Genomic DNA, 18,984 nt, shown 5'->3' on the forward strand with positions numbered 1-18,984 from the left:
TGTCAATCCTGCTGTCCGCCCTCGTGGACGGCGATGATCCGTACGGGCGGATCAGCGCGCGAAGACCTCGAAGGTGACGGCCGGGCGGCCGCCGAAGCGTTCGGCGGCCGTCCGGGTGGCGCCGGCGAGGAACGTGCGGCAGTACGCCTCGGGATCCTCATCCGTCAGCGCCTCGATGTAGGTGCGGTGGGCCAGCAGCGACTGGACGGAACGCTCGAACCCAGGTGTCGCGTCGACCGCGTGGGTGGGGCGGTCGGTACCCGCCACGGCGACCCAGCGCACGCCGTCCCACGGCTCGAGGCCCTGTTCGCCGAGCTCGGGGAAGATCCAGCGGTTCCCCGCGTCACCGGCGGCGTCCAGGGTGGCCCTGCCGACCGCGCGGTGGTCCGGGGTGTTCCACGCCACGCCTCCCCAGGTGTCCCGGTGGTTGAGGGTGATGAGCAGCTCGGGCCGGTACCGGCGGATGGCCGCGGTGATGTCGCGGCGCAGAGCCGTGCCGTACTCGATGACACCGTCCCGGTGTCCGAGGAACTCCACGGCGGCGACTCCGACGGCGGAAGCACTCGCCCGCTGCTCGCGTTCCCGCAGCGGAGCGCAGTCCGCAGGGGCGAGCGTGTCGATCCCGGCCTCGCCTCGGCTCGCCAGGAGGTAGGTGACCTCGCGCCCCTCATCGGTCCAGCCTGCCACGGCCGCGGCGCAGCCGTACTCCAGGTCGTCGGGGTGCGCGACCACCGCCAGCGCACGGCGCCAGTCCGCGGGCATGGGCTCCAGCTGCTGAGTCATGCACGGCAGGCTATCCAGCCGACAAGGCGGACGCGCGCATTCCGGACGCGGTTCGGGGCAGGGGGCGAGGAGTTGCTCCGGCCGGGCGCCGTACGGCCGACCGGCTCGGCCTTTATACCCCCGGGGGTATCATCTGGTGTCCGGGCCGTCGGGCGACCATGATCCCCGGGCGCCCCGCTCCGGCGACCGAAAGGAATCCGCTCATGATCAGCCTCGTCTCACTCTCTCCGTCCGAGGCCGCCGCCCGGCTGGAGGAGTTCACCGTCGTCGACGTCCGGGCCCCCGGCGAGTACGCCTCGGGGCATGTGCCCGGCGCCCTGAACGTGCCGCTCGACCGGATCCCCGAAGCGGTACCCGCCCTGAAGTCGGCCGCCGCCCGGGGTTCGCTGCTGGTGGTGTGCGCCTCCGGCGTCCGCTCCACCAGGGCGTGCGAGATCCTCGCGAACGCCGACATCGACGCGGCCACGCTGACCGGCGGGACCTCGGCCTGGGAGGGTGAAGGCCACGCCCTGGACCGCCCCGCCGGGGCCCGGGCGACCTGGCCCATGGAGCGCCAGGTGCGCCTCGCCGCCGGTTCACTGGTGGTGGCCGGGCTGGTGGCGGGCCGGCGGCTCCCGGCGGCGCGCTGGCTGTCCGTGGGCATCGGCGCCGGGCTGGTCTACTCCGCGGTGACCGACACCTGCGGTATGGCGGCTGCCCTGGCAAGGCTCCCGCACAACCGCGCGCCACACTCGTCCGCCGGCCTGGACGCCACTCTCGACGTCCTCCAGGGCTGACCCGGGCGCCTAACGGTCGCTCTCACCCCGCACGAGAGCCAGGAGCCGGTCCAGCACGTGGGGGCCGCCGGCGCGCACGCCGTCGTGTTCGTACTCGCTGGTCACCCACGTCCGCAGCCCGCGGATCGACGAGGCCGTGCGCAACGCGTGACCGGTGTCCACGTACATGTCGTCGTGGTAGACGGCGGCAGCCACCGGCACCTCGTTGGCCGCGAGCCGCTCGGTGTCGTAGAGGTGGGGCCAGTCGGCGCGGGCGGCCAGGAGCTCCGCCGTCTCGCGCAGGGGGCGCAGGGCGGGATCGACGTCGAAATGCCAGGGGTGGATGCTCTCACCCGTGAAGAGAACGGGACCACCACCCGCCAGGGCCGCGTCGACGTCGAACTGCGGGAACTCGGCGCGGACGCGTTCCGCCGCCCAGCCGGTGGGCCGCGCGCCCTGACCGTAGATCGCCTCGTGCATCAGGGCGTACAGCGGGTGACCGGCGAACGAGGTGGCGGTGCGCATGGCCTCCTGGAAGCCGTCGGACAGTTCGGCGCCGTGCCGGCCTTGGACGAACGCGTTCTCCAGGAGGTAGTGCAGTTGGTGGCTGCCGCCGCCCGAGCCCAGCATGATGCCGAGGGACTGGAACCTCTCCGGTGTCAGGGTGTGCCCGGCGCTGTCCGGGCGGTGTTCGGCGAGGTGCGCGGCGATCGCGCGGGCACGTGCGACGTCCTGCGGGTAGCGGGCGTAGTGCGCGGCGACCTTGCGTTCGACCCGTGGGTATCCGGCCCGGTAGACGTCGTCGGCGTGCGCGTCCAGGGAGGGCAGGCCGCCGGTGATCAGGACGGCTTCGAGCCCCTCCGGGGCCGCTGACAGATAGCGGACGGCGCAGAAGCCGCCGAAGGACTGCCCCAGGACGGTCCAGGGCGCGCCGCCCGTGAGCCGGGAACGGATCAGTTCACAGTCCCGGACGATGGCGTCGGAGCGGAAGTGCGCGAGGTAGTCGGCCTGCTCGCGCGCCCCGCCGCGCAGCGGCAGCGTCTGCCGGTTGGCGGGGGTGGACATCCCGGTCCCACGCTGGTCCAGGAGCAGCACACGGAACTCCCGCACGGCTCGCCCCAGCCACGCCTCGGTACCGACGAAGCGGCGGGCCCCGAAGCCCGGGCCGCCCTCGAGGTAGACCAGCCACGGCAGACTCTCGGCGCTCCTTCCGCTCGCCACCACCTCGCGGCCGAAGATCTCGATCGTCTCGCCGCCGGGATCGTCGTGGTCGAGGGGCACCGTGAACCGTCGGTCGGTCAGGACGAGGCCGGGCTGGCGGTAGCTGTGCAAGGGAACTCCTGTGTCCGTCGTTTCTCCGACAGTCCAGCACACGGGCCGGGGCCCCGGTCGGTCCGGCCCGTGTGCGCACCGCCCCGACTGCTCCTACTGTGCACTCATGGCCCCTCGGGGCAGGTGCGACCGGACGACGCGTACCGGGCACGGACGGTGACTCCCGTCGAGCGGGGCACCGCGGCACGGTGAGGGGCGGGTCGCGGCGCGGGACGAAGTGAGCCCGTCGGTGCCCGGCCTGCACGAAGGCCCGGACGCGCCCGGCCGGTCAGTGACGGCGGGCCCGTGCGGGCAGGGCGCGACGCGGTCGCGGCCCGAGACGGTTCCGCCCCGCGTGGTCGCGGCCCCGTCGCGATCGCGCACCGACACGGAGAAGATTGCTGGCGTTTGCAAGTAACCCGCGTATGCAATTATTGTCTACGCCAGTAACCGCTGCACGCGGATCGACTCGGTCCGACACCACGAGAGGCGCCACCATGTCCACGGTCCCCACCGTCACCCTCAACAACGGAGTCACGATTCCGCAGCTCGGCTTCGGCGTCTTCCAGGTCCCTGACGACGAGACCACCACGGCCGTCGCCGACGCGCTGGAGGCGGGCTACCGCTCCATCGACACGGCAGCCGTCTACGGCAACGAGGCGGGCGTGGGCCGCGCGCTGGCCGAGTCCGGCCTCGCCCGCGACGAGATCTTCGTGACGACGAAACTCTGGAACGCCGACCAGGGCTACGACGCCACGCTCGCGGCTTTCGACACGAGCCTGGGCAAGCTCGGCCTCGACCATGTGGATCTCTACCTCATCCACTGGCCGACCCCCGCCCGCGACCTCTACGTCGACACCTGGCGCGCCCTGGAGAAGCTGCTGGCCGACGGGCGCATCCGGGCCGCCGGTGTCTCCAACTTCCAGCCCGCGCACCTGCGCAGGCTGCGGGAGGAGAGCCCGCTCGTCCCCGCGGTCAACCAGATCGAGCTGCACCCGGGTCTCCAGCAGAGCGAGCTGCGTGCCGTCCACGCCGAGTCCGGTATCGCCACCGAGGCCTGGAGCCCTCTGGCGCAGGGCGCGCTGCTCGACGACGAGGTTCTCACCTCCCTCGCCGCACGGCATGACAGGACTCCGGCCCAGGTGGTTCTTCGCTGGCACCTCCAGCTCGGGAACATCGTGATCCCGAAGTCGGTCACTCCGGCACGCATCCGGCAGAACATCGACGTCTTCGATTTCGAGCTCTCGGCGGCCGACATGGACGCGATCGCGGGCCTGGACCGCGGCATGCGCACGGGCCCCGATCCTGACACGCTCAACTGACCAGCGGGTCGCCACCGTTCAGGGGCCGTCGGCCGATCACACCCCGGGCAGGCGTGAGTGACGGCTGCCCGGCCGCGCCCGCGCGCGGGGCGCGGCGCTCCGCCGGCTACCGCCCGCGCCGGTAGCTGCTGCCGTCCCGGGGCCGCTCCAGCAGGCCGGCGACGACGAGGTACCGGCGCAGGGCCGAGCAGTCCTCGTGCACGGTCAGCAACGCGTCGTTGACCTCGCGCTCCGTGTAGACCCGGTCACGCTCGAAGAGCGTGTCCGCGAGGTGCCCCAGCAACTGCTCGCGACGGGCAGGCTTCCGGGGGATCGCCGTCAGGCGCCCGCCGGAGAAGAGGGCGGCCACCTGGTGGGAACCTCCGGGTTTCGTATCGGACATGCACGGAGCCTTCCAGCAGCCGGCCCGGCGGGCAACGCGTTTTCTCGGCATACGAGCGCTTGTTGACGTTCGGGCTGACCGTCGTACGGTGTGACCATTCATGCACCCTGACGACATGAGGCGGTCCCGCATGGCCCTGTTCGATCTGCCCCTCGAGGAACTGCACGCCTACCGCAGCCGGTCGGTGGAGCCGGAGGACTTCGACGCGTTCTGGTCGGCCACACTCGAGGAGGCCAGGACCCATGCCCTGGACGCCCGCTTCGAACGGTGCGCCGATCTCGGTCTCGTCACCGTCGATGTGTACGACGTGACGTTCGCCGGCTTCGGCGGCCATCCCGTCAAGGGGTGGTTCGTCATACCGGCCGGCGCGACCGAGCCACTGCCGGTGGTCGTGGAGTTCATCGGGTACGGAGGAGGGCGGAGCCTTCCTCACACGCATCTGCTCTGGGCCTCGGCCGGTATGGCCCACTTCGTGATGGACACCCGGGGCCAGGGCAGCGGCTGGGCCCCCGGCGCCACCGCCGACCCCGTCGGCTCGGGGCCCTCGTTGCCCGGATTCATGACGCAGGGCATCGAGGACCCCGCCACGTACTACTACCGCAGATTGATCACCGACGCGGTGCGCGCGGTGGAGGCGGCACGTTCGCACCCGCTGGCCGACGCGTCCCGCACCGCCGCGATCGGCGCGAGCCAGGGCGGCGGTCTCGCGCTGGCGGTCGGCGGGCTCGTGGCCGACCTGGCGGCCGTCGCGCCGGACGTGCCGTTCCTCTGCGACTTCCCCCGTGCGACCCGGATGACCGACCGCAAGCCCTACCGCGAGATCGGCGACTACCTCAAGACCCACCGCGGCCGGGCCGAGCAGACGGACAGGACGCTCGCCTACTTCGACGGGGTCCACTTCGCCGCGCGGGGCCGGGCGCCGGCCCTGTTCTCGGTGGCCATGGAGGACCTGACCTGCCCGCCGTCGACGGTCTTCGCGGCGTTCAACGCGTACGCGCACCCGGACAAGGAGATCGAGGTGTACGACTTCAACGACCACGAGGGAGGCGGTCCGTTCCAGCACGCGGTGCAGCTCGCACGGCTGCCCCGCCTGCTGAAGGCCTGACGGACGCGCGCGGTACGGGCCCCTTGACCTCTCTCGCGCGCGGAGCCTAGGTTTTCCCGGGGAGAAAGCGCTTGCTGTCCGGTAGGTGCCTCCATCTCCATCTGAAGGGGTGTTTGTCACGACCAGCAATCCTTCGCGCCGGGAGCCGGTGCGGGTCGCGATCGTCGGGACGGGCGCGATCGCGCGTGGCAGTCACCTGCCCGCGCTCACCGCGCTCGGCTCCGGGCAGCCGTTGGAGGTCGTCGCCGCGGTCGATGTCGACGCGGACTCGGTCGAGGCGTTCTGCGCCGACGCGGGAATCGCCCGCCCGTACACCGACCTCGACCGGATGCTGGCCGAACAGCGCCCGGACCTGGTCACTCTCGCCACCCCGCCCCGGTTCCACCGCGACCAGACCGTGGCCGCTCTGCGCGCCGGGGCGTGGGTGTGGTGCGAGAAGCCACCCTGCCCGTCGTTGGAGGACTTCGACGCGATCGAGGCGGAGGAGGGTTCCGGGCAGAACGGCCCGTATGCCTCGATCGTCTTCCAGCACCGGTTCGGCTCGGGCTCGCGCCATGTCCGGAAGCTGCTCGCCGGCCGGGCCATGGGCCGGCCGCTGGTGGCCCACTGCCAGACCACCTGGTACCGGGACGAGGCGTACTACTCCGTCCCCTGGCGCGGGACGTGGAGCAGCGAGGGCGGGGGCCCGGCGATGGGCCACGGTATCCACCAGATGGATCTGCTGCTCGATCTGCTGGGGCCGTGGGCGGAGATCCGCGCGATGGCGGGGCGCCTGGTGCACGCGGTCGAGACGGAGGACGTCTCCACCGCGCTGATCCGCTTCGAGAACGGCGCGTTGGCCACCGTCGTGAACAGCGTGCTCAGTCCGGACGAACTCAGCCGGATACGGATCGACTGCGAACGCGCGACGGTCGAGCTCACCCATCTCTACGGTCACCGCAACGCCGACTGGCGGATCACCCCGGCGCCCGGGGTCGACTCCGTGGAGGCGGACGCCTGGCGGGCCTTCGGACCGGACGTGCCCAGCTCGCACGAGGCGCAGCTCAAGGGCCTGCTCGACGACCTGCGTGCGGGACGGCGGCCCAGGAGCAGCGGCGCGGACGGCCGCAAGAGCCTCGAGCTGGTCACCGCCCTGTACAAGGCCGCCTTCACCGGGGGAACGGTCCGGGCCGGCGAGATCGGCCCCGGGGATCCGTACTACGCCGCCCTGCACGGCGACGCTCCCGGATGGGCGCCGGGACGCCTGGGACAGCCCTCGGAGGTCCTGGCGTGACCGAGGCACTGGAACTGGTGCACCGCCATGGCGACCACCTGTCCGTCACCGTGGCGGGAAGCGGGGTGGAACTGCTGCGCTACGTCTACCGCGCCGAGGACGCCTGGGAGGCCCCGAAGCCGTACATCCATCCCCTGCGCACCCTGTCCGGCCAGGTGGTGACCGGGTACAGGCCCAACGACCACCGCTGGCACAAGGGGCTGCAGATGACCGCCTCACATCTGTCGGGGGCGAACCTGTGGGGCGGCAACAGCTATGTGCACGGTGAGGGCTATCTCGCCCTGCCCGAGCGCGTCGGTTCCATGAGGCACGCGGGCTTCGACGAGGTGTCGGTGCATGACGGCGGCGTCCGTCTCACGGAGCGGCTGACCTGGCATCCGCGCGGCGGCGAGGTCTGGGCCGGGGAGACGCGCCGCATCGACGTGCACGACGTCGACGCGGGGGCGGGCTGCTGGGCACTGACCTGGTCCTCCGCGGTCACCAACCGTCGCCGGGAACCGCTGCGGTTCGGCAGCCCGACCACGCACGGCCGTCCGAACGCCGGGTACACCGGGTTGTTCTGGCGAGGGCCGCGCGCGTTCAGGGAGGGACGGATCATCGCCCCGGACTCCGGGGGTCCGGACATGATGGGACGTCAGTCCCCCTGGCTCGCCTACAGCGGTGAGCACGACGGAGCCGACGGGCACGCGACGCTCGTCTTCGTCCACTCCCCCGAGAACGACCACACGGGCGCGGGTGGCGGGCATCCCTCGCACTGGTTCGTGCGTGCTTCCCCCTTCGCGGCTGTCGCCCCGTCGTTCGCCTTCCACGACGAGCTGGTCCTTGACCCGGGGGCGACCCTGACCCGCCGGTACCGGGTGCTGGTCGCCGACGGGGCCTGGGAGCGCGACCGGATCGTCTCCGCGGTCAGCGGCCTCCCCTGGTAGGGGCCCCGGTCGCGGGGGCCGGTTCCCCGGACTCCGGGCGGAGGCGCGCGGCGCCTTCCGGGCACCCGCGTGGGCTGTCGCCCGGAACCTGTCGCCCGGAACTGGCGTGTCCTCCCGGCGTGCGACGCGCACGGACCGGCGCGCCACATGACCGGCGTGCCGGTGGGACCGGGAGGCGGGTCGGAGGCCGGACCGGGTCTCACCGGCCGACGGACGCCCACGGCGGCGGGGCGCCCGCGTGACCGTCGGCGGGACGGAGGCGGGTCCGGTCCGGCGCACCGCCTCCGGCGTCGGCCGGGGTTCCGGAAAGCGGCCGGCGGTGGCAGCCCGCGCCCCGGCGACGCGCGGCCGGCGCGTCGCCTGTGCGGTCAAGGGCTGCCGAACCCGTTGAACGGCCGGAAGAGGGCCCGGCCCCCACCTGGGCGCGGATTCCGGCCGGCGTCCGGGCGAGTGGCCACACCGGACGGCGGTCACCGGGCTCCGGCCGAGAGGGGGGCCGGATCACCCGTCGTGTCCGCCGCTCCCCGGCGGGTCCTCCGTCCCCTGGGCGTCGCCTCAGCTCTTCTCTGCCGGCGAGAGGACGAAGACGGGGATCTCCCGGTCCGTCTTGGCCTGGTAGTCGGCGTAGTCGGGGAACGCCTCGACGGCTCGGTCCCACCACAGGGCCTTCTCCTCCCCCGTGACCTCACGGGCGACCATGTCCTGCCGCCGGGTCCCGTCCCGCAGCTCCACCACGGGATCCGCTTGCACGTTGTAGTACCAGACGGGGTGCTTCGAGGCACCGCCGAGGGACGCGACCACGGCGTACTCCCCGTTGTGCTCGACCCTCATGAGCGGCGTCTTGCGGAGCTTGCCGCTCTTGGCGCCCCGCGTCGTCAGGAGAACGACGGGCAGGCCGCGCAGGGTGGTGCCCTGCGTTCCGCCGGAGCTCTCGATCAGTTCGACCTGCTCACGGACCCACGTCGTCGGGCTCGGCTCGTACTCGCCCTCGATCGGCATGACTCATGTCCTCTCGTCGCAGTGCTGCGGTCGTGTGCCCATCATGGCGTCGGCGTGGGAGCGGGACGTCCAGGGACACCGCCGTACAGCCTGCCCGCCGTATGGCGTCTCATTCCCTGGACAGCCGTGAGACGGATGGACGGGGTTCCCTGCACAGAAACGAAGAACTTTCGCACCTATACCTCCACCTATATCCGAAATATCCACTTGCCCCGATCGGGGAGCTTCGAGGCACAGGCCGTACCGTGGGGGCAGCGGAGTAAGCCAAGCCTTACCCCGCTGCACTCTGCCCGTGCTCGTCCGCCCTAAGGAACAACACTCCATGACACGCCCCGTCCGCGTCGCCATCGTCGGAGCCGGTCCCGCCGGAATCTACGCAGCGGACGCGCTTCTCAAGTCCGAGGCCGCCCAGGAGCCGGGCGTTTCGATCGACCTGTTCGAGCGCATGCCCGCCCCGTTCGGCCTGATCCGGTACGGAGTGGCTCCGGACCACCCGCGCATCAAGGGCATCGTCAAGGCGCTGCACCAGGTCCTGGACAAGCCGCAGCTGCGGCTCTTCGGCAACGTCGACTACCCCAACGACATCGGCCTCGACGACCTGCGGTCCTTCTACGACGCCGTGATCTTCTCCACCGGTGCCGACGCCGACCGCGCCCTCGACATACCCGGGATCGAGCTCGAGGGCTCCTACGGCGCCGCCGACTTCGTCGCCTGGTACGACGGGCACCCGGAGGTCCCGCGCACCTGGCCGCTGGAGGCGGAGAAGGTCGCCGTGCTGGGCGTCGGCAACGTGGCCCTGGACGTCGCGCGCATCCTGGCCAAGACGGCGGACGAGCTGCTTCCGACCGAGATCCCCGCGAACGTCTACGACGGGCTCAAGGCGAACAAGGCGCTGGAGGTGCACGTCTTCGGACGACGCGGGCCGGCTCAGGCGAAGTTCAGCCCCATGGAGCTGCGCGAACTGGACCACTCGCCGAACATCGAGGTCATCGTGAACCCCGAGGACATCGACTACGACGAGGGTTCGATCGCCACCCGGCGGGAGAACAAGCAGGCCAACATGGTCGCTTCCACGCTGGAGAACTGGGCGATCCGGGACGTGGGCGACCGTCCCCACAAGCTGTTCCTGCACTTCTTCGAGTCCCCCGTGGAGGTGCTGGGCGAGGACGGCCGCGTCGTGGGCCTGCGAACCGAGCGCACGGAGCTGGACGGTACGGGCAACGTCAGGGGCACGGGCCGCCACACGGACTGGGACGTGCAGAGCGTCTACCGCGCGGTCGGTTACTACTCGGAGGAGCTCCCGAAGCTGCCCTTCGACGTCGTTTCCGGCACCGTCCCGCATGCGGCCGGACGCGTACTGACCGGCGGCGAGCCGATGCCCTCCGTGTACGTCACCGGGTGGATCAAGCGGGGTCCGATCGGGCTCATCGGGCACACCAAGGGTGACGCCAACGAGACCGTCGCCTGCCTGCTGGAGGACCACGCCGCCGGACGGCTGGCCGCTCCCGCACAGCCGGAGCCCGACGCGGTCGCCGACTTCCTGGAGCAGCGCGGCGTCCGGTACACCACCAAGCAGGGCTGGCACCGCCTGGACGCCCACGAGCAGGCGCTCGGCGCCGAGCAGGGCCGCGAGCGCGTCAAGGTCGTCGACCGCACGGCCATGCTGGACGCGTCCGGGGCCTGAGGCCGGCCGGACAGCCGCGCCCCTGGAGCCGCCTCGCGCGCCGCTCCGGGGGCGCTTCGCCGTCCGGGCCATGCGCCGGGGTGATCAAGGCCCTGCCGCCGGCGCGATCGGCGCCCGCGGCGCCCCGTTGGCGCACCCGCTCGCCCGGACGCTCCCGGCCGGCCCGCGCGAGCAGGCGGACGCCGTCGTCGGACGTGCCGGGTCCCGCGCGGAGGCGGGGGCGGGGGGCGGGGGGCGGACACATGCTGACGGAACGCGGGTTCCCCGAGGCCGTAGACTCGCGGAATGGCCAAGTACTTCGATGTGCACCCCGAGAACCCCCAGCGCCGCACCATCACCAACGTGGCCGAGAGCATCCGGTCCGGCGCCCTCGTCGCCTATCCGACCGACTCCTGTTACGCCTTGGGATGCCAGCTGGGCAGCCGCGACGGGATCGACCGGATCCGGTCGATCCGTAACCTCGACGACCGCCACCACTTCACGCTCGTGTGTCAGAACTTCGCGCAGCTCGGCCAGTTCGTCCAGGTCGACAATGACGTGTTCCGCGCGATCAAGGCGGCGACGCCCGGCAGTTACACCTTCATCCTCCCGGCGACCAGAGAAGTGCCGCGGCAGTTGCTGCACCCCAAGAAGAAGACCGTGGGCGTCCGGATCCCGGACCACACCGTCACTCAGGCCCTTCTGGCCGAGCTCGGTGAGCCGCTGCTGTCCAGCACACTGCTCCTGCCGGACGAGGAGGAGCCTCTGGCGCAGGGCTGGGAGATCAAGGAACGCCTCGACCACGTGGTGGACGTCGTGCTCGACTCCGGCGACTGCGGGACCGAGCCGACCACCGTGATCGATTTCTCAGGCGGCGAGCTGGAGGTCGTACGCCGGGGAGCCGGCGACCTGGCCCGCTTCGAGTAGGCGTCCGCCCGCCCAGTCACTCCGCGCTTCCGGCCGCCCCGCTGAGATGCGCGCACCCCCGGGTTCCTGGTTCGGTGGAGGGGTCCGCTCCGCCGAGCGCCAGGAGTGATCATGAGTGAGTCAGAAGACGTCCGGTCCCGCCTCCAGCGGATGCGCGGACGGGCCGAGGATCTCGAGAGGGCCGCCGAGCAGGCCACCGACCCCGCGGAACGCCGGCGTCTCCTGGACGAGGCGCACCGGCTCGAGTCCAGGAGCGTGCAGGTCAGCGGCATGGCCAGCGGTGACATCTACCCCATGGAGTAGGCCGGATGGTGCAGCTTCGGAGGCGCGCGCCGAGGCTCCGCTTGCCCTCACCGGGTTGGCATGTTACTACCGGAATTGAGGTGTCATACGGTGGATACGCGGAGGGCGGGGTACGGGCTTCCCCTCCCCCGCCCCGCTCTCCGCCCGCGCTCCGCGAAGGGGATCCGGTGACGTACATGAAGTGGCAGGAGTTCTTGGAGGCGGTCCGGGAGCGTGGCGCCTACCCCTCGGCGCTGGAAGCGGAGCGCGCGTCACGCGTGGTGCTGGCACTGCTGGGGGCGCATCTGGTCGGCGAGGAGCGGAACGAGCTGGCCGCGCGTCTGCCGGAGACCTTCGCGCTCATCCTCCTCAATCCCCTCCAGGCCGCGGAGCCCCTCAGCTCCGAGCGCTTCGTGCGCGCGGTCTCCGCCTGGATCGAAGGGGCGAACGAGAAGACGGCCGCATGGGACACCAGTGCCGTGCTCAGCGTGGTCGCCGACGCCGCGGGCGAGGAGCTGCTCCAGCGGCTCCTGCTGCAACTGCCCCCGGGCTACGACCTCCTGTTCGGCCATCCCGGCAGCGGCTGACCGTCAGCCGATCCCCGCGATCCGCGCGAGCCGCCGCATGGAGTCCACCAGGGCGTCCCGGTCGTACGTGCTCGTGGTGACCAGCACCTCATCGGCACCGGTCTCCTTGATCAGCTCGTCGAGCCCGGTCTCCACCGCGTCCTCGGTACCCACCAGGTGGCCGCCGAGTCCGCCCTCGAACAGCCTTCGCTCCCTGTCCGTCATGGCCAGCGCCTCGATCCGCTCGGCAGGCGCCAGCGGCGGGAAGGACCCGTGGGTGCGCGAGTAGGCCATGGACCAGGCTTCCGGGACGAGCAGGCGCCGCGCTTCCTCGGTGGTCGCGGCGACGGCGACGGTTCCCGCCACGATCACATAGGGTGTCCGGCTCCACGCGGAGGGCCGGAATGCGCTCCGATAGGCCGCGACCGCCCTTGTCAGCTTCTCGCGGCCGCGGAGATCGCCCACGACGAGCGGCAGACCGGCCGCCGCCGCGATGGCCGCGCCTGCTCCGGTCGCCAGGACGTACGGGGGTATGCGCATCCCTTCGGCAGGATGGGCGTGCACCCCAGGATGGGCCTGCTGGGTGCCGTCCAGCCATCCGAGGAGTTCGGCGAGCTGCCCGGCGAAGGCGTCGGCGTCCTCCTTGCCCCGGCCGAGGGCTCTGCGGACCCCGTCGGTGAAGCCGACCGAGCGGCCCAGTCCCATGTCGATCCGCCCGGGGAAGAGAGACGCGAGAACGCCGAACTGCTCGGCCACGACGTAGGGCTGGTGGTTCGGCAGCATCACCCCGCCGGTTCCCACCCTGATCGTGGACGTCGCGGCCGCCACGGCGGCGGCCAGCACGGTCGGCGCCGAGCCGGCCACACCGGGTACGCCGTGGTGCTCCGAGACCCAGAAGCGGTGGTATCCGAGCGCTTCGGCCGTGCGGGCCAGCGTGACGGTGTCCCGTAGCGCTTGTGGTCCGTCGTGTCCCTCCCGGGTGCGGGAACGGTCGAGGAAGGAGAACCGGGTCGATGCGATGGAAGAGCTCACGCATGGTGCAACGCCGCGGGCGCACCGGGATTCCCGGTGCGTCGCGAGTTCAGCGCCCCGTGGCGGAGGTGGCGCTCTCGGCGGGCGCGTCACGCAGTCCCAGGCGCAGGTGCTCGACGTGGTAGAGGGCCTGATCGAGGAGTTCGGCGACGTGGTGGTCGTACAAGGCGTAGACGATGGAGCGGCCTCGGCGCTCACCCGCGACCAGCCCGAGGTTGCGCAGCAGACGCAGCTGGTGTGAGCAGGCGGACGGTTCCATCTCGACCGCTCCGGCGAGATCGCCGACCGCGCAGGGGCCCTCCTGGAGCCGCGCCAGGATCCGCAGCCGGGAGGGTGTGGCCAGGGCCTGGAGGGTCTCGGCGACCCCCGCTGCCCCCACGGCGTCCAAGCGCTCGCGGGTGGTGGCGGTGGTCTGCTCGTCGCGTCCGTGACCCATGGCTCACATTCTACGGACGACACATGAAGACCTGTTCACATATTCCTGTACGGTGAGGGCGTCGCCGTTCCCGCCACCTGTGAGGGGCTGTTCCGCCATGCCCGCCGATGTCCTTCCGCACCCTTCGCACACCGTCTCCGGCGGTACCGGCGACGTCCCCCGGCGCCGGACGCGCGTCCTCGCGCTGAGCGAGGCCCGGTGGGCGGGCGCGGCCCTGGTCCTGTTCCTGTGCGCGCTCCCGCTGGAGCTCTCCGACGCGCCGGTCTGGGTGTGGGGCCCGCTGTACGCGCTCGTGTACGCCGCCGGAGGCTGGGAGCCGGCCCTCTCGGGGTTGCGGGAACTCCGGGGGAAGGTCCTGGACGTGGACCTGCTGATGATCGTGGCGGCGCTCGGCGCCGCCTCGATCGGGCAGGTGATGGACGGGGCGCTGCTGATCGTCATCTTCGCGACCTCCGGGGCGCTGGAGGCACTGGCCACGGCGCGCACGCAGGACGCGGTCCGCGGGCTCCTCGACCTGGCCCCGGCCACCGCGTCGCGGATCACCGCCGACGGGACCGAGGAGAGCGTGGCGACCGGAGACCTGGCCGTCGGCGACGTCATCCGTGTCCGGCCCGGTGAGCGTGTCGGCGCCGACGGCCGCGTCCTCGACGGCGCGAGTGAGGTCGATCAGGCCACCATCACCGGGGAGCCGCTGCCCGTGACGAAGGAACCCGGCGACGAGGTGTTCGCCGGGACGCTGAACGGCACGGGAACACTGAGGATCGCCGTCGAGCGCGACGCGTCCGCATCGGTCATCGCCCGGATCGTCGCGATGACCGAGGAGGCCTCACGGACCAAGGCACCCACACAGCTGTTCATCGAGAAGGTCGAGCAGCGCTACTCACTCGGCATGGTGGCAGCCACCCTGGCCGTGTTCCTCCTCCCCCTCGCCTTCGGCGACGACGTGACGGACAGTCTCCTGCGCGCCATGACGTTCATGATCGTGGCCTCGCCGTGCGCCGTGGTCCTGGCGACCATGCCGCCCCTGCTCTCCGCCATGGCCAACGCGGGGCGCCACGGCGTCCTGGTCAAGTCCGCCGTCGCCATGGAGCGGCTCGGCCAGGTGGACGCGGTGGCACTGGACAAGACCGGCACCCTGACCGAGGGCACCCCGCGAGTCGTCGGGATCCACCCCCTGCCCGGGGCCGGCCTGACCGACGACGCACTGCTCGTCCTGGCCGCCGCCGCCGAACATCCCAGCGAACACCCGCTGGCCCGCGCCGTCGTGGACGCCGCCCTGGAGCGACGGCTGTCCCTGCCCCCGGCCTCGGCGTTCACCTCGGCGCCGGGCACCGGAGTCACCGCCACGGTCGACGGCCATCAGGTCGCGGTCGGTTCCCCCGCCCGGCTCCTGCGTGGAGCCACCACCCCCGCGGGTGTCCGCGCCGCCGCCGTGGCCGCCCGCCTGGAGGACTCCGGACGGACCGCGGTACTCGTCCTGCGCGACGGCATGCCGGTCGGTGTGCTGGGGATCGCCGACCGCATCAGGGGTGACGCCGCGGCGACCGTCGCCTCGCTGGCCCGCCTCACCGGCGGTACCCCGATACTGCTGACCGGTGACAACCAAGGGGCCGCCGCCGGGCTGGCCGCCCAGGCGGGCATCACCGACGTCCGGGCCGGCCTCCTCCCCCAGGACAAGGCTGCCGCCGTTCGCGAGCAGGAGCGCGCCGGGCGCAGGGTTCTGGTCGTGGGAGACGGCGTGAACGACGCACCCGCTCTCGCGGCAGCCCACATCGGGATCGCGATGGGCAGGGCGGGCTCGGATCTGGCGCTGGAGACGGCGGACGCCGTCATCATCCGCGACGAACTGGCCACCGTGCCCGCCGCGGTGGCTCTGTCCCGGGCAGCGCGTCGCCTCGTCGTGCAGAACCTGGTCATCGCGGGGGTGTTCATCTCCGCTCTCGTCGTCTGGGACCTCGTCGGCCATCTGCCCCTGCCGCTGGGGGTCCTGGGCCACGAGGGGTCCACCGTCGTCGTGGGCCTGAACGGGCTCCGGCTGCTGCGCGAACAGGCCTGGACCCGGGCGGCCGGGCTCGATCACAGGGGGGCCCGCGCCACCGCCCGGCCCGGTCCGCCCGGCGCCTGAGGCCCCGTCACCGGTCGGCGTGGGCGCCGGGGGCGGACGGGCTCACGACCCGCCGCACTCCGCCCCCGAGGACAGTGCGCCCCATATGAGGCTAAAGTCCCTTTCGTGTCCGCATCGCACGAGGGGACTTCATGACCAGCTCCCGAACCGGGACCGACGTCCCAGAAGGGCCCGGCACCGCGGTCAAGATGTCGGTGCTGACGCTGACCATGATGGTGGTCGGCTCGATGGTCGGCGCCGGCGTGTTCTCCCTGCCCTCCCGCTTCGCACAGGAGACAGGTGTCGCCGGGGCGCTGATCGCCTGGTCGATCGCCGGCACGGGCATGCTGATGCTCGCGTTCGTGTTCCAGACGCTGGCGGTCCGCAGGCCCGACCTCGACGCGGGGGTCTACGCGTACGCCAAGGCCGGGTTCGGCGAGTACCTCGGGTTCTTCTCAGCCTTCGGGTACTGGGCCAGTGCCTGCGTCGGCAACGTGACCTACTGGGTGCTCATCACCTCGACGGTCGGGGCTGTCTGGCCGGCGCTGGGCGACGGCGACACCGTGGTGGCTGCCCTGGTGTCCACGGTCGGCCTGTGGGCCTTCTACCTCCTCATCCGCAGGGGCGTGAAGGAGGCGGCGGCGATCAACAGGGTCGTCACCGTGGCCAAGGTGGTCCCGATCATCGTCTTCGTCATCCTGGCCCTGTTCTTCTTCGATGTGCGGGTCTTCGCCGACAACTTCGGCGGCGCGGACTACGCGGGCTCCCTGTTCGACCAGGTACGCGGCACCATGCTGGCCACGGTGTTCGTCTTCCTCGGCGTGGAGGGCGCCAGCGTCTACTCGCGCCACGCGAAGCGCCGCGAGGACATCGGGCGGGCCACCGTCCTCGGATTCCTCAGTGTCTTCGCCGTCTTCGCGTCGGTGACCATCGTGTCGTACGGGATCCTGCCGATGGGAGAGATCGCGGATCTCCGCCAGCCCTCCATGGCCGGGGTGCTGGAGGAAGCCGTGGGGACCTGGGGCCAGGTCTTCGTCAGCGTGGGGCTGATCGTGTCGGTGCTCGGCGCCTATCTGGCATGGACCCTGATGGCCGCGGAAGTCCTCTTCGTGGCCGCGAAGGACCACGACATGCCGCGCTTCCTGCGCCGCTCCAGCGCCGCCGACGTACCCGTGTCGGCGCTCCTGATGACCACCTTGCTGTCCCAGGTCGTCCTGGTCATCACCCTTTTCTCGGACGACGCGTTCAACTTCGCCCTCGATCTGACCAGCGCCCTGTCCCTGATTCCGTTCCTGCTCGCCGCGGCGTTCGCCGTCAAGATCATGGTGCGTCCGGACGCACTGACCAAGGGGCGGGGCCACGGGCGGGATCTCGTCGTGAGCGTCGTCGCGACCCTCTACACCGCCTTCCTCCTGTTCGCGGCCGGGCTGAAGTTCGTCCTGGTCTCCTTCATCATCTACGCCCCCGCCACGATCCTGTTCGCGATGGCCCGCAGGGAACAGGGCCGCCGCGTCTTCTCCCCGGTCGAACTCGTCATCTGCGCGGCCTCGATCGCCGGAGCCGTGATCGGCGTGGTCGCCCTGGCCTCGGGCTGGATCAGCCTCTGACGCCCTCTCCCCCTGTTTCCCGGCACCACCCCGCGCGTCCACGAGCGGGCCCACCCGCCCCGCAGCGAAAGGCAGCCCACATGACGACCCCCTCCGCGGCGGACGCGGCTTCCCCGCACGGCGTCCATTCCGAAGTCGGCAGGCTGCGCAAGGTGCTGGTCTGCGCACCTGGTCTCGCGCACCGGCGGCTCACCCCGAGCAACGCCGACGAACTGCTCTTCGACGACGTGATGTGGGTGGACAACGCACAGCGGGACCACGCCGACTTCGTCGGCAAGCTCCAGCAGGCCGGCGTCGAGGTGGTCGAGCTGCACGATCTGCTGGCCGCCACCCTGACCGACCCCGCGGCCACGTCCTGGCTGCTCGACCGCAAGATCACCGCGAATGAGGTGGGCCTTGGACTCGTCGACCCGGCTCGCGCCTTCCTGGAGTCACTGGCCCCCCGGGCGCTGGCCGACTATCTGATCGGCGGCATGGCCACCACCGATCTGCCCGACGCATACCGGTCCGGCTATCTCGCTCTCGCCCGTGAGTCGACCGGGGCGCGCGAGTACCTGATGCCACCGCTGCCGAACACGCTCTACACCCGCGACACGACCTGCTGGCTGTACGGAGGGGTGACGCTCAATCCGCTGTACTGGCCCGCCCGCCACGACGAGACGCTGCTGATGAAGGCGGTCTACCGCTTCCATCCCGACTTCTCGGGCAGCACGGTGTGGTGGGGCGATCCCGAGCTCGACTGGGGCCAGGCCACCTTCGAGGGCGGTGACATCATGCCGGTCGGGAACGGAGTCGTCCTCATGGGCATGAGCGAACGCACCTCGCGGCAGGCCATCACCCAGGTCGCCGCCTCCCTGTTCGCCCAGGGGGCCGCCGACCACGTCGTGGTCGCCGCCATGCCGAAGCTGAGGTCCGCGATGCACCTGGACACCGTCTTCACCTTCGCCGACCGTGACATCGTCACCGTCTACCCGAAGATCGTGGACGCGATCCACACCTTCTCGCTCCGCCCGAGCGACCGGTCACCCGGCGTGGAGGTCGTCGACGAGGGCCCGCGTCCGTTCACCGACGTCGTGGCCAGGAGCCTGGGGCTGTCCGCCCTGCGGGTGATCGAGACGGGGGGTGACGTGTACGCATCCGAGCGGCAGCAGTGGGACAGCGGAAACAACGCCGTCGCGCTCGAACCTGGGGTCGTCTTCACCTACGACCGCAACACACAGACCAATGACCTGCTGCGCGCGGCGGGGGTCGAGGTCATCACGATCGTCGGCGCGGAGCTGGGCCGCGGCCGGGGCGGCGGGCACTGCATGACCTGCCCCCTCATCCGCGAGCCGGTGGACTTCTGAGGGCCCGGTCCGTGAGCGGGGCCGGCCCCGGGGCCGGGGTCGTCGGCAGACCGTGTCCGGCGGCCTTCTCCCCCGTTGCCGACCGCGTGAGCGGGCGGGCGGGGGCCGGGACTGCTCACAGGTGCCCGGCACCCGGCTCCGAGCGTCCCACCTGTCGGACTCCTC

The 18,984-nt window shown here is 71.7% G+C and carries 18 protein-coding genes; 12 read left to right on the top strand and 6 right to left on the bottom strand.

The genetic code is table 11. The features are described 5' to 3' along the window. Positions 1-51: 51 nt before the first annotated feature. A complete protein-coding gene (locus ACHFIV_RS13675; RefSeq protein WP_398967483.1) occupies positions 52-783 on the bottom strand; it encodes a PIG-L deacetylase family protein in 732 nt (243 codons plus the stop codon). A gap of 203 nt (positions 784-986) precedes the next feature. Between ACHFIV_RS13675 and ACHFIV_RS13680 the strand changes: the two genes are divergently transcribed. After that, positions 987-1,559 carry a rhodanese-like domain-containing protein gene (locus ACHFIV_RS13680; protein ID WP_398967485.1) on the top strand — a complete coding sequence of 191 codons (573 nt, stop codon included), beginning with the start codon at positions 987-989 and terminating at the stop codon, positions 1,557-1,559. Between the two features lie 9 nt (positions 1,560-1,568). On the opposite strand, the gene ACHFIV_RS13685 is transcribed toward ACHFIV_RS13680, so the two are convergent. Beyond that, a complete protein-coding gene (locus ACHFIV_RS13685; RefSeq protein WP_398967487.1) occupies positions 1,569-2,870 on the bottom strand; it encodes an alpha/beta fold hydrolase in 1,302 nt (433 codons plus the stop codon). A 476-nt stretch (positions 2,871-3,346) separates the two neighbouring features. On the opposite strand from ACHFIV_RS13685, the gene ACHFIV_RS13690 reads away from it, so the two are divergent. Further along, positions 3,347-4,171, top strand: coding sequence for an aldo/keto reductase (locus ACHFIV_RS13690; RefSeq protein ID WP_398967490.1), 825 nt, complete (start codon positions 3,347-3,349; stop codon positions 4,169-4,171). Between the two features lie 106 nt (positions 4,172-4,277). Here the strand turns inward: ACHFIV_RS13690 and ACHFIV_RS13695 are convergent, their stop codons facing one another. Then, positions 4,278-4,553 (bottom strand): DUF2087 domain-containing protein, encoded by a 276-nt coding sequence (locus ACHFIV_RS13695; protein WP_398967492.1) that lies wholly within the window; start codon positions 4,551-4,553, stop codon positions 4,278-4,280. Between the two features lie 130 nt (positions 4,554-4,683). On the opposite strand from ACHFIV_RS13695, the gene ACHFIV_RS13700 reads away from it, so the two are divergent. From ACHFIV_RS13700 to ACHFIV_RS13710, 3 genes are all read left to right on the top strand, one after another. After that, entirely contained in the window at positions 4,684-5,658 is a 975-nt protein-coding gene (locus tag ACHFIV_RS13700) for an acetylxylan esterase (RefSeq protein WP_398968204.1), read from the top strand. Positions 5,659-5,767: 109 nt separating this feature from the next. After that, entirely contained in the window at positions 5,768-6,931 is a 1,164-nt protein-coding gene (locus ACHFIV_RS13705) for a Gfo/Idh/MocA family protein (protein ID WP_398967495.1), read from the top strand. Beyond that, positions 6,928-7,857 (top strand): PmoA family protein, encoded by a 930-nt coding sequence (locus ACHFIV_RS13710; RefSeq protein ID WP_398967497.1) that lies wholly within the window; start codon positions 6,928-6,930, stop codon positions 7,855-7,857. Before ACHFIV_RS13705 ends, ACHFIV_RS13710 begins: the two co-directional genes overlap by 4 nt. Before the next feature lie 555 nt (positions 7,858-8,412). Here the strand turns inward: ACHFIV_RS13710 and ACHFIV_RS13715 are convergent. Further along, the gene (locus tag ACHFIV_RS13715; protein ID WP_398967499.1) at positions 8,413-8,856 is read right to left on the bottom strand and encodes a nitroreductase family deazaflavin-dependent oxidoreductase; all 444 of its coding nucleotides are present in this window, start codon (positions 8,854-8,856) and stop codon (positions 8,413-8,415) included. Positions 8,857-9,178: 322 nt separating this feature from the next. Here ACHFIV_RS13715 and ACHFIV_RS13720 point away from each other — a divergent pair, with 322 nt between their 5' ends. From ACHFIV_RS13720 to ACHFIV_RS13735, 4 genes are all read left to right on the top strand, one after another. After that, positions 9,179-10,540 carry an FAD-dependent oxidoreductase gene (locus ACHFIV_RS13720; protein WP_398967501.1) on the top strand — a complete coding sequence of 454 codons (1,362 nt, stop codon included), beginning with the start codon at positions 9,179-9,181 and terminating at the stop codon, positions 10,538-10,540. Positions 10,541-10,825: 285 nt separating this feature from the next. After that, positions 10,826-11,446, top strand: a complete 621-nt coding sequence (locus ACHFIV_RS13725) for an L-threonylcarbamoyladenylate synthase (RefSeq protein ID WP_398967503.1) — start codon at positions 10,826-10,828, stop codon at positions 11,444-11,446. A gap of 111 nt (positions 11,447-11,557) precedes the next feature. Beyond that, positions 11,558-11,749 (top strand): DUF6381 family protein, encoded by a 192-nt coding sequence (locus ACHFIV_RS13730; RefSeq protein WP_398967505.1) that lies wholly within the window; start codon positions 11,558-11,560, stop codon positions 11,747-11,749. Between the two features lie 176 nt (positions 11,750-11,925). Continuing rightward, positions 11,926-12,315, top strand: coding sequence for a DUF2267 domain-containing protein (locus tag ACHFIV_RS13735; protein ID WP_398968207.1), 390 nt, complete (start codon positions 11,926-11,928; stop codon positions 12,313-12,315). A gap of 3 nt (positions 12,316-12,318) precedes the next feature. On the opposite strand, the gene ACHFIV_RS13740 is transcribed toward ACHFIV_RS13735, so the two are convergent. Both ACHFIV_RS13740 and ACHFIV_RS13745 read right to left on the bottom strand, forming a co-directional pair. Beyond that, entirely contained in the window at positions 12,319-13,326 is a 1,008-nt protein-coding gene (locus ACHFIV_RS13740) for an MsnO8 family LLM class oxidoreductase (RefSeq protein ID WP_398967507.1), read from the bottom strand. 49 nt (positions 13,327-13,375) lie between these two features. Next, positions 13,376-13,762, bottom strand: a complete 387-nt coding sequence (locus ACHFIV_RS13745) for an ArsR/SmtB family transcription factor (RefSeq protein WP_398967510.1) — start codon at positions 13,760-13,762, stop codon at positions 13,376-13,378. A 97-nt stretch (positions 13,763-13,859) separates the two neighbouring features. On the opposite strand from ACHFIV_RS13745, the gene ACHFIV_RS13750 reads away from it, so the two are divergent. The 3 genes from ACHFIV_RS13750 to ACHFIV_RS13760 all read left to right on the top strand — a co-directional run bounded on the left by ACHFIV_RS13750 (position 13,860) and on the right by ACHFIV_RS13760 (position 18,819). Beyond that, the gene (locus ACHFIV_RS13750; protein ID WP_398967513.1) at positions 13,860-15,887 is read left to right on the top strand and encodes a heavy metal translocating P-type ATPase; all 2,028 of its coding nucleotides are present in this window, start codon (positions 13,860-13,862) and stop codon (positions 15,885-15,887) included. A 131-nt stretch (positions 15,888-16,018) separates the two neighbouring features. Then, positions 16,019-17,473 (top strand): basic amino acid/polyamine antiporter, encoded by a 1,455-nt coding sequence (locus ACHFIV_RS13755; RefSeq protein WP_398967516.1) that lies wholly within the window; start codon positions 16,019-16,021, stop codon positions 17,471-17,473. Between the two features lie 80 nt (positions 17,474-17,553). Further along, the gene (locus tag ACHFIV_RS13760) at positions 17,554-18,819 is read left to right on the top strand and encodes an arginine deiminase (protein ID WP_398967518.1); all 1,266 of its coding nucleotides are present in this window, start codon (positions 17,554-17,556) and stop codon (positions 18,817-18,819) included. Positions 18,820-18,984: the final 165 nt, after the last annotated feature.

Source organism: Streptomyces sp. ALB3, assembly GCF_044385685.1.
In the GTDB taxonomy this organism is placed as follows: Bacteria; Actinomycetota; Actinomycetes; order Streptomycetales; family Streptomycetaceae; genus Streptomyces.

What these genes read in the sequence shown, in the direction of transcription:
- ACHFIV_RS13730 (WP_398967505.1), top strand. Translation starts at nt 11,558, where the DNA reads ATGAGTGAGTCAGAAGACGTCCGGTCCCGCCTCCAGCGGATGCGCGGA.
- ACHFIV_RS13745 (WP_398967510.1), bottom strand. Translation starts at nt 13,762, where the DNA reads ATGGGTCACGGACGCGACGAGCAGACCACCGCCACCACCCGCGAGCGC.
- ACHFIV_RS13700 (WP_398968204.1), top strand. Translation starts at nt 4,684, where the DNA reads ATGGCCCTGTTCGATCTGCCCCTCGAGGAACTGCACGCCTACCGCAGC.
- ACHFIV_RS13680 (WP_398967485.1), top strand. Translation starts at nt 987, where the DNA reads ATGATCAGCCTCGTCTCACTCTCTCCGTCCGAGGCCGCCGCCCGGCTG.
- ACHFIV_RS13735 (WP_398968207.1), top strand. Translation starts at nt 11,926, where the DNA reads ATGAAGTGGCAGGAGTTCTTGGAGGCGGTCCGGGAGCGTGGCGCCTAC.
- ACHFIV_RS13750 (WP_398967513.1), top strand. Translation starts at nt 13,860, where the DNA reads ATGCCCGCCGATGTCCTTCCGCACCCTTCGCACACCGTCTCCGGCGGT.
- ACHFIV_RS13715 (WP_398967499.1), bottom strand. Translation starts at nt 8,856, where the DNA reads ATGCCGATCGAGGGCGAGTACGAGCCGAGCCCGACGACGTGGGTCCGT.
- ACHFIV_RS13760 (WP_398967518.1), top strand. Translation starts at nt 17,554, where the DNA reads ATGACGACCCCCTCCGCGGCGGACGCGGCTTCCCCGCACGGCGTCCAT.
- ACHFIV_RS13690 (WP_398967490.1), top strand. Translation starts at nt 3,347, where the DNA reads ATGTCCACGGTCCCCACCGTCACCCTCAACAACGGAGTCACGATTCCG.
- ACHFIV_RS13695 (WP_398967492.1), bottom strand. Translation starts at nt 4,553, where the DNA reads ATGTCCGATACGAAACCCGGAGGTTCCCACCAGGTGGCCGCCCTCTTC.
- ACHFIV_RS13720 (WP_398967501.1), top strand. Translation starts at nt 9,179, where the DNA reads ATGACACGCCCCGTCCGCGTCGCCATCGTCGGAGCCGGTCCCGCCGGA.
- ACHFIV_RS13675 (WP_398967483.1), bottom strand. Translation starts at nt 783, where the DNA reads ATGACTCAGCAGCTGGAGCCCATGCCCGCGGACTGGCGCCGTGCGCTG.
- ACHFIV_RS13755 (WP_398967516.1), top strand. Translation starts at nt 16,019, where the DNA reads ATGACCAGCTCCCGAACCGGGACCGACGTCCCAGAAGGGCCCGGCACC.
- ACHFIV_RS13725 (WP_398967503.1), top strand. Translation starts at nt 10,826, where the DNA reads ATGGCCAAGTACTTCGATGTGCACCCCGAGAACCCCCAGCGCCGCACC.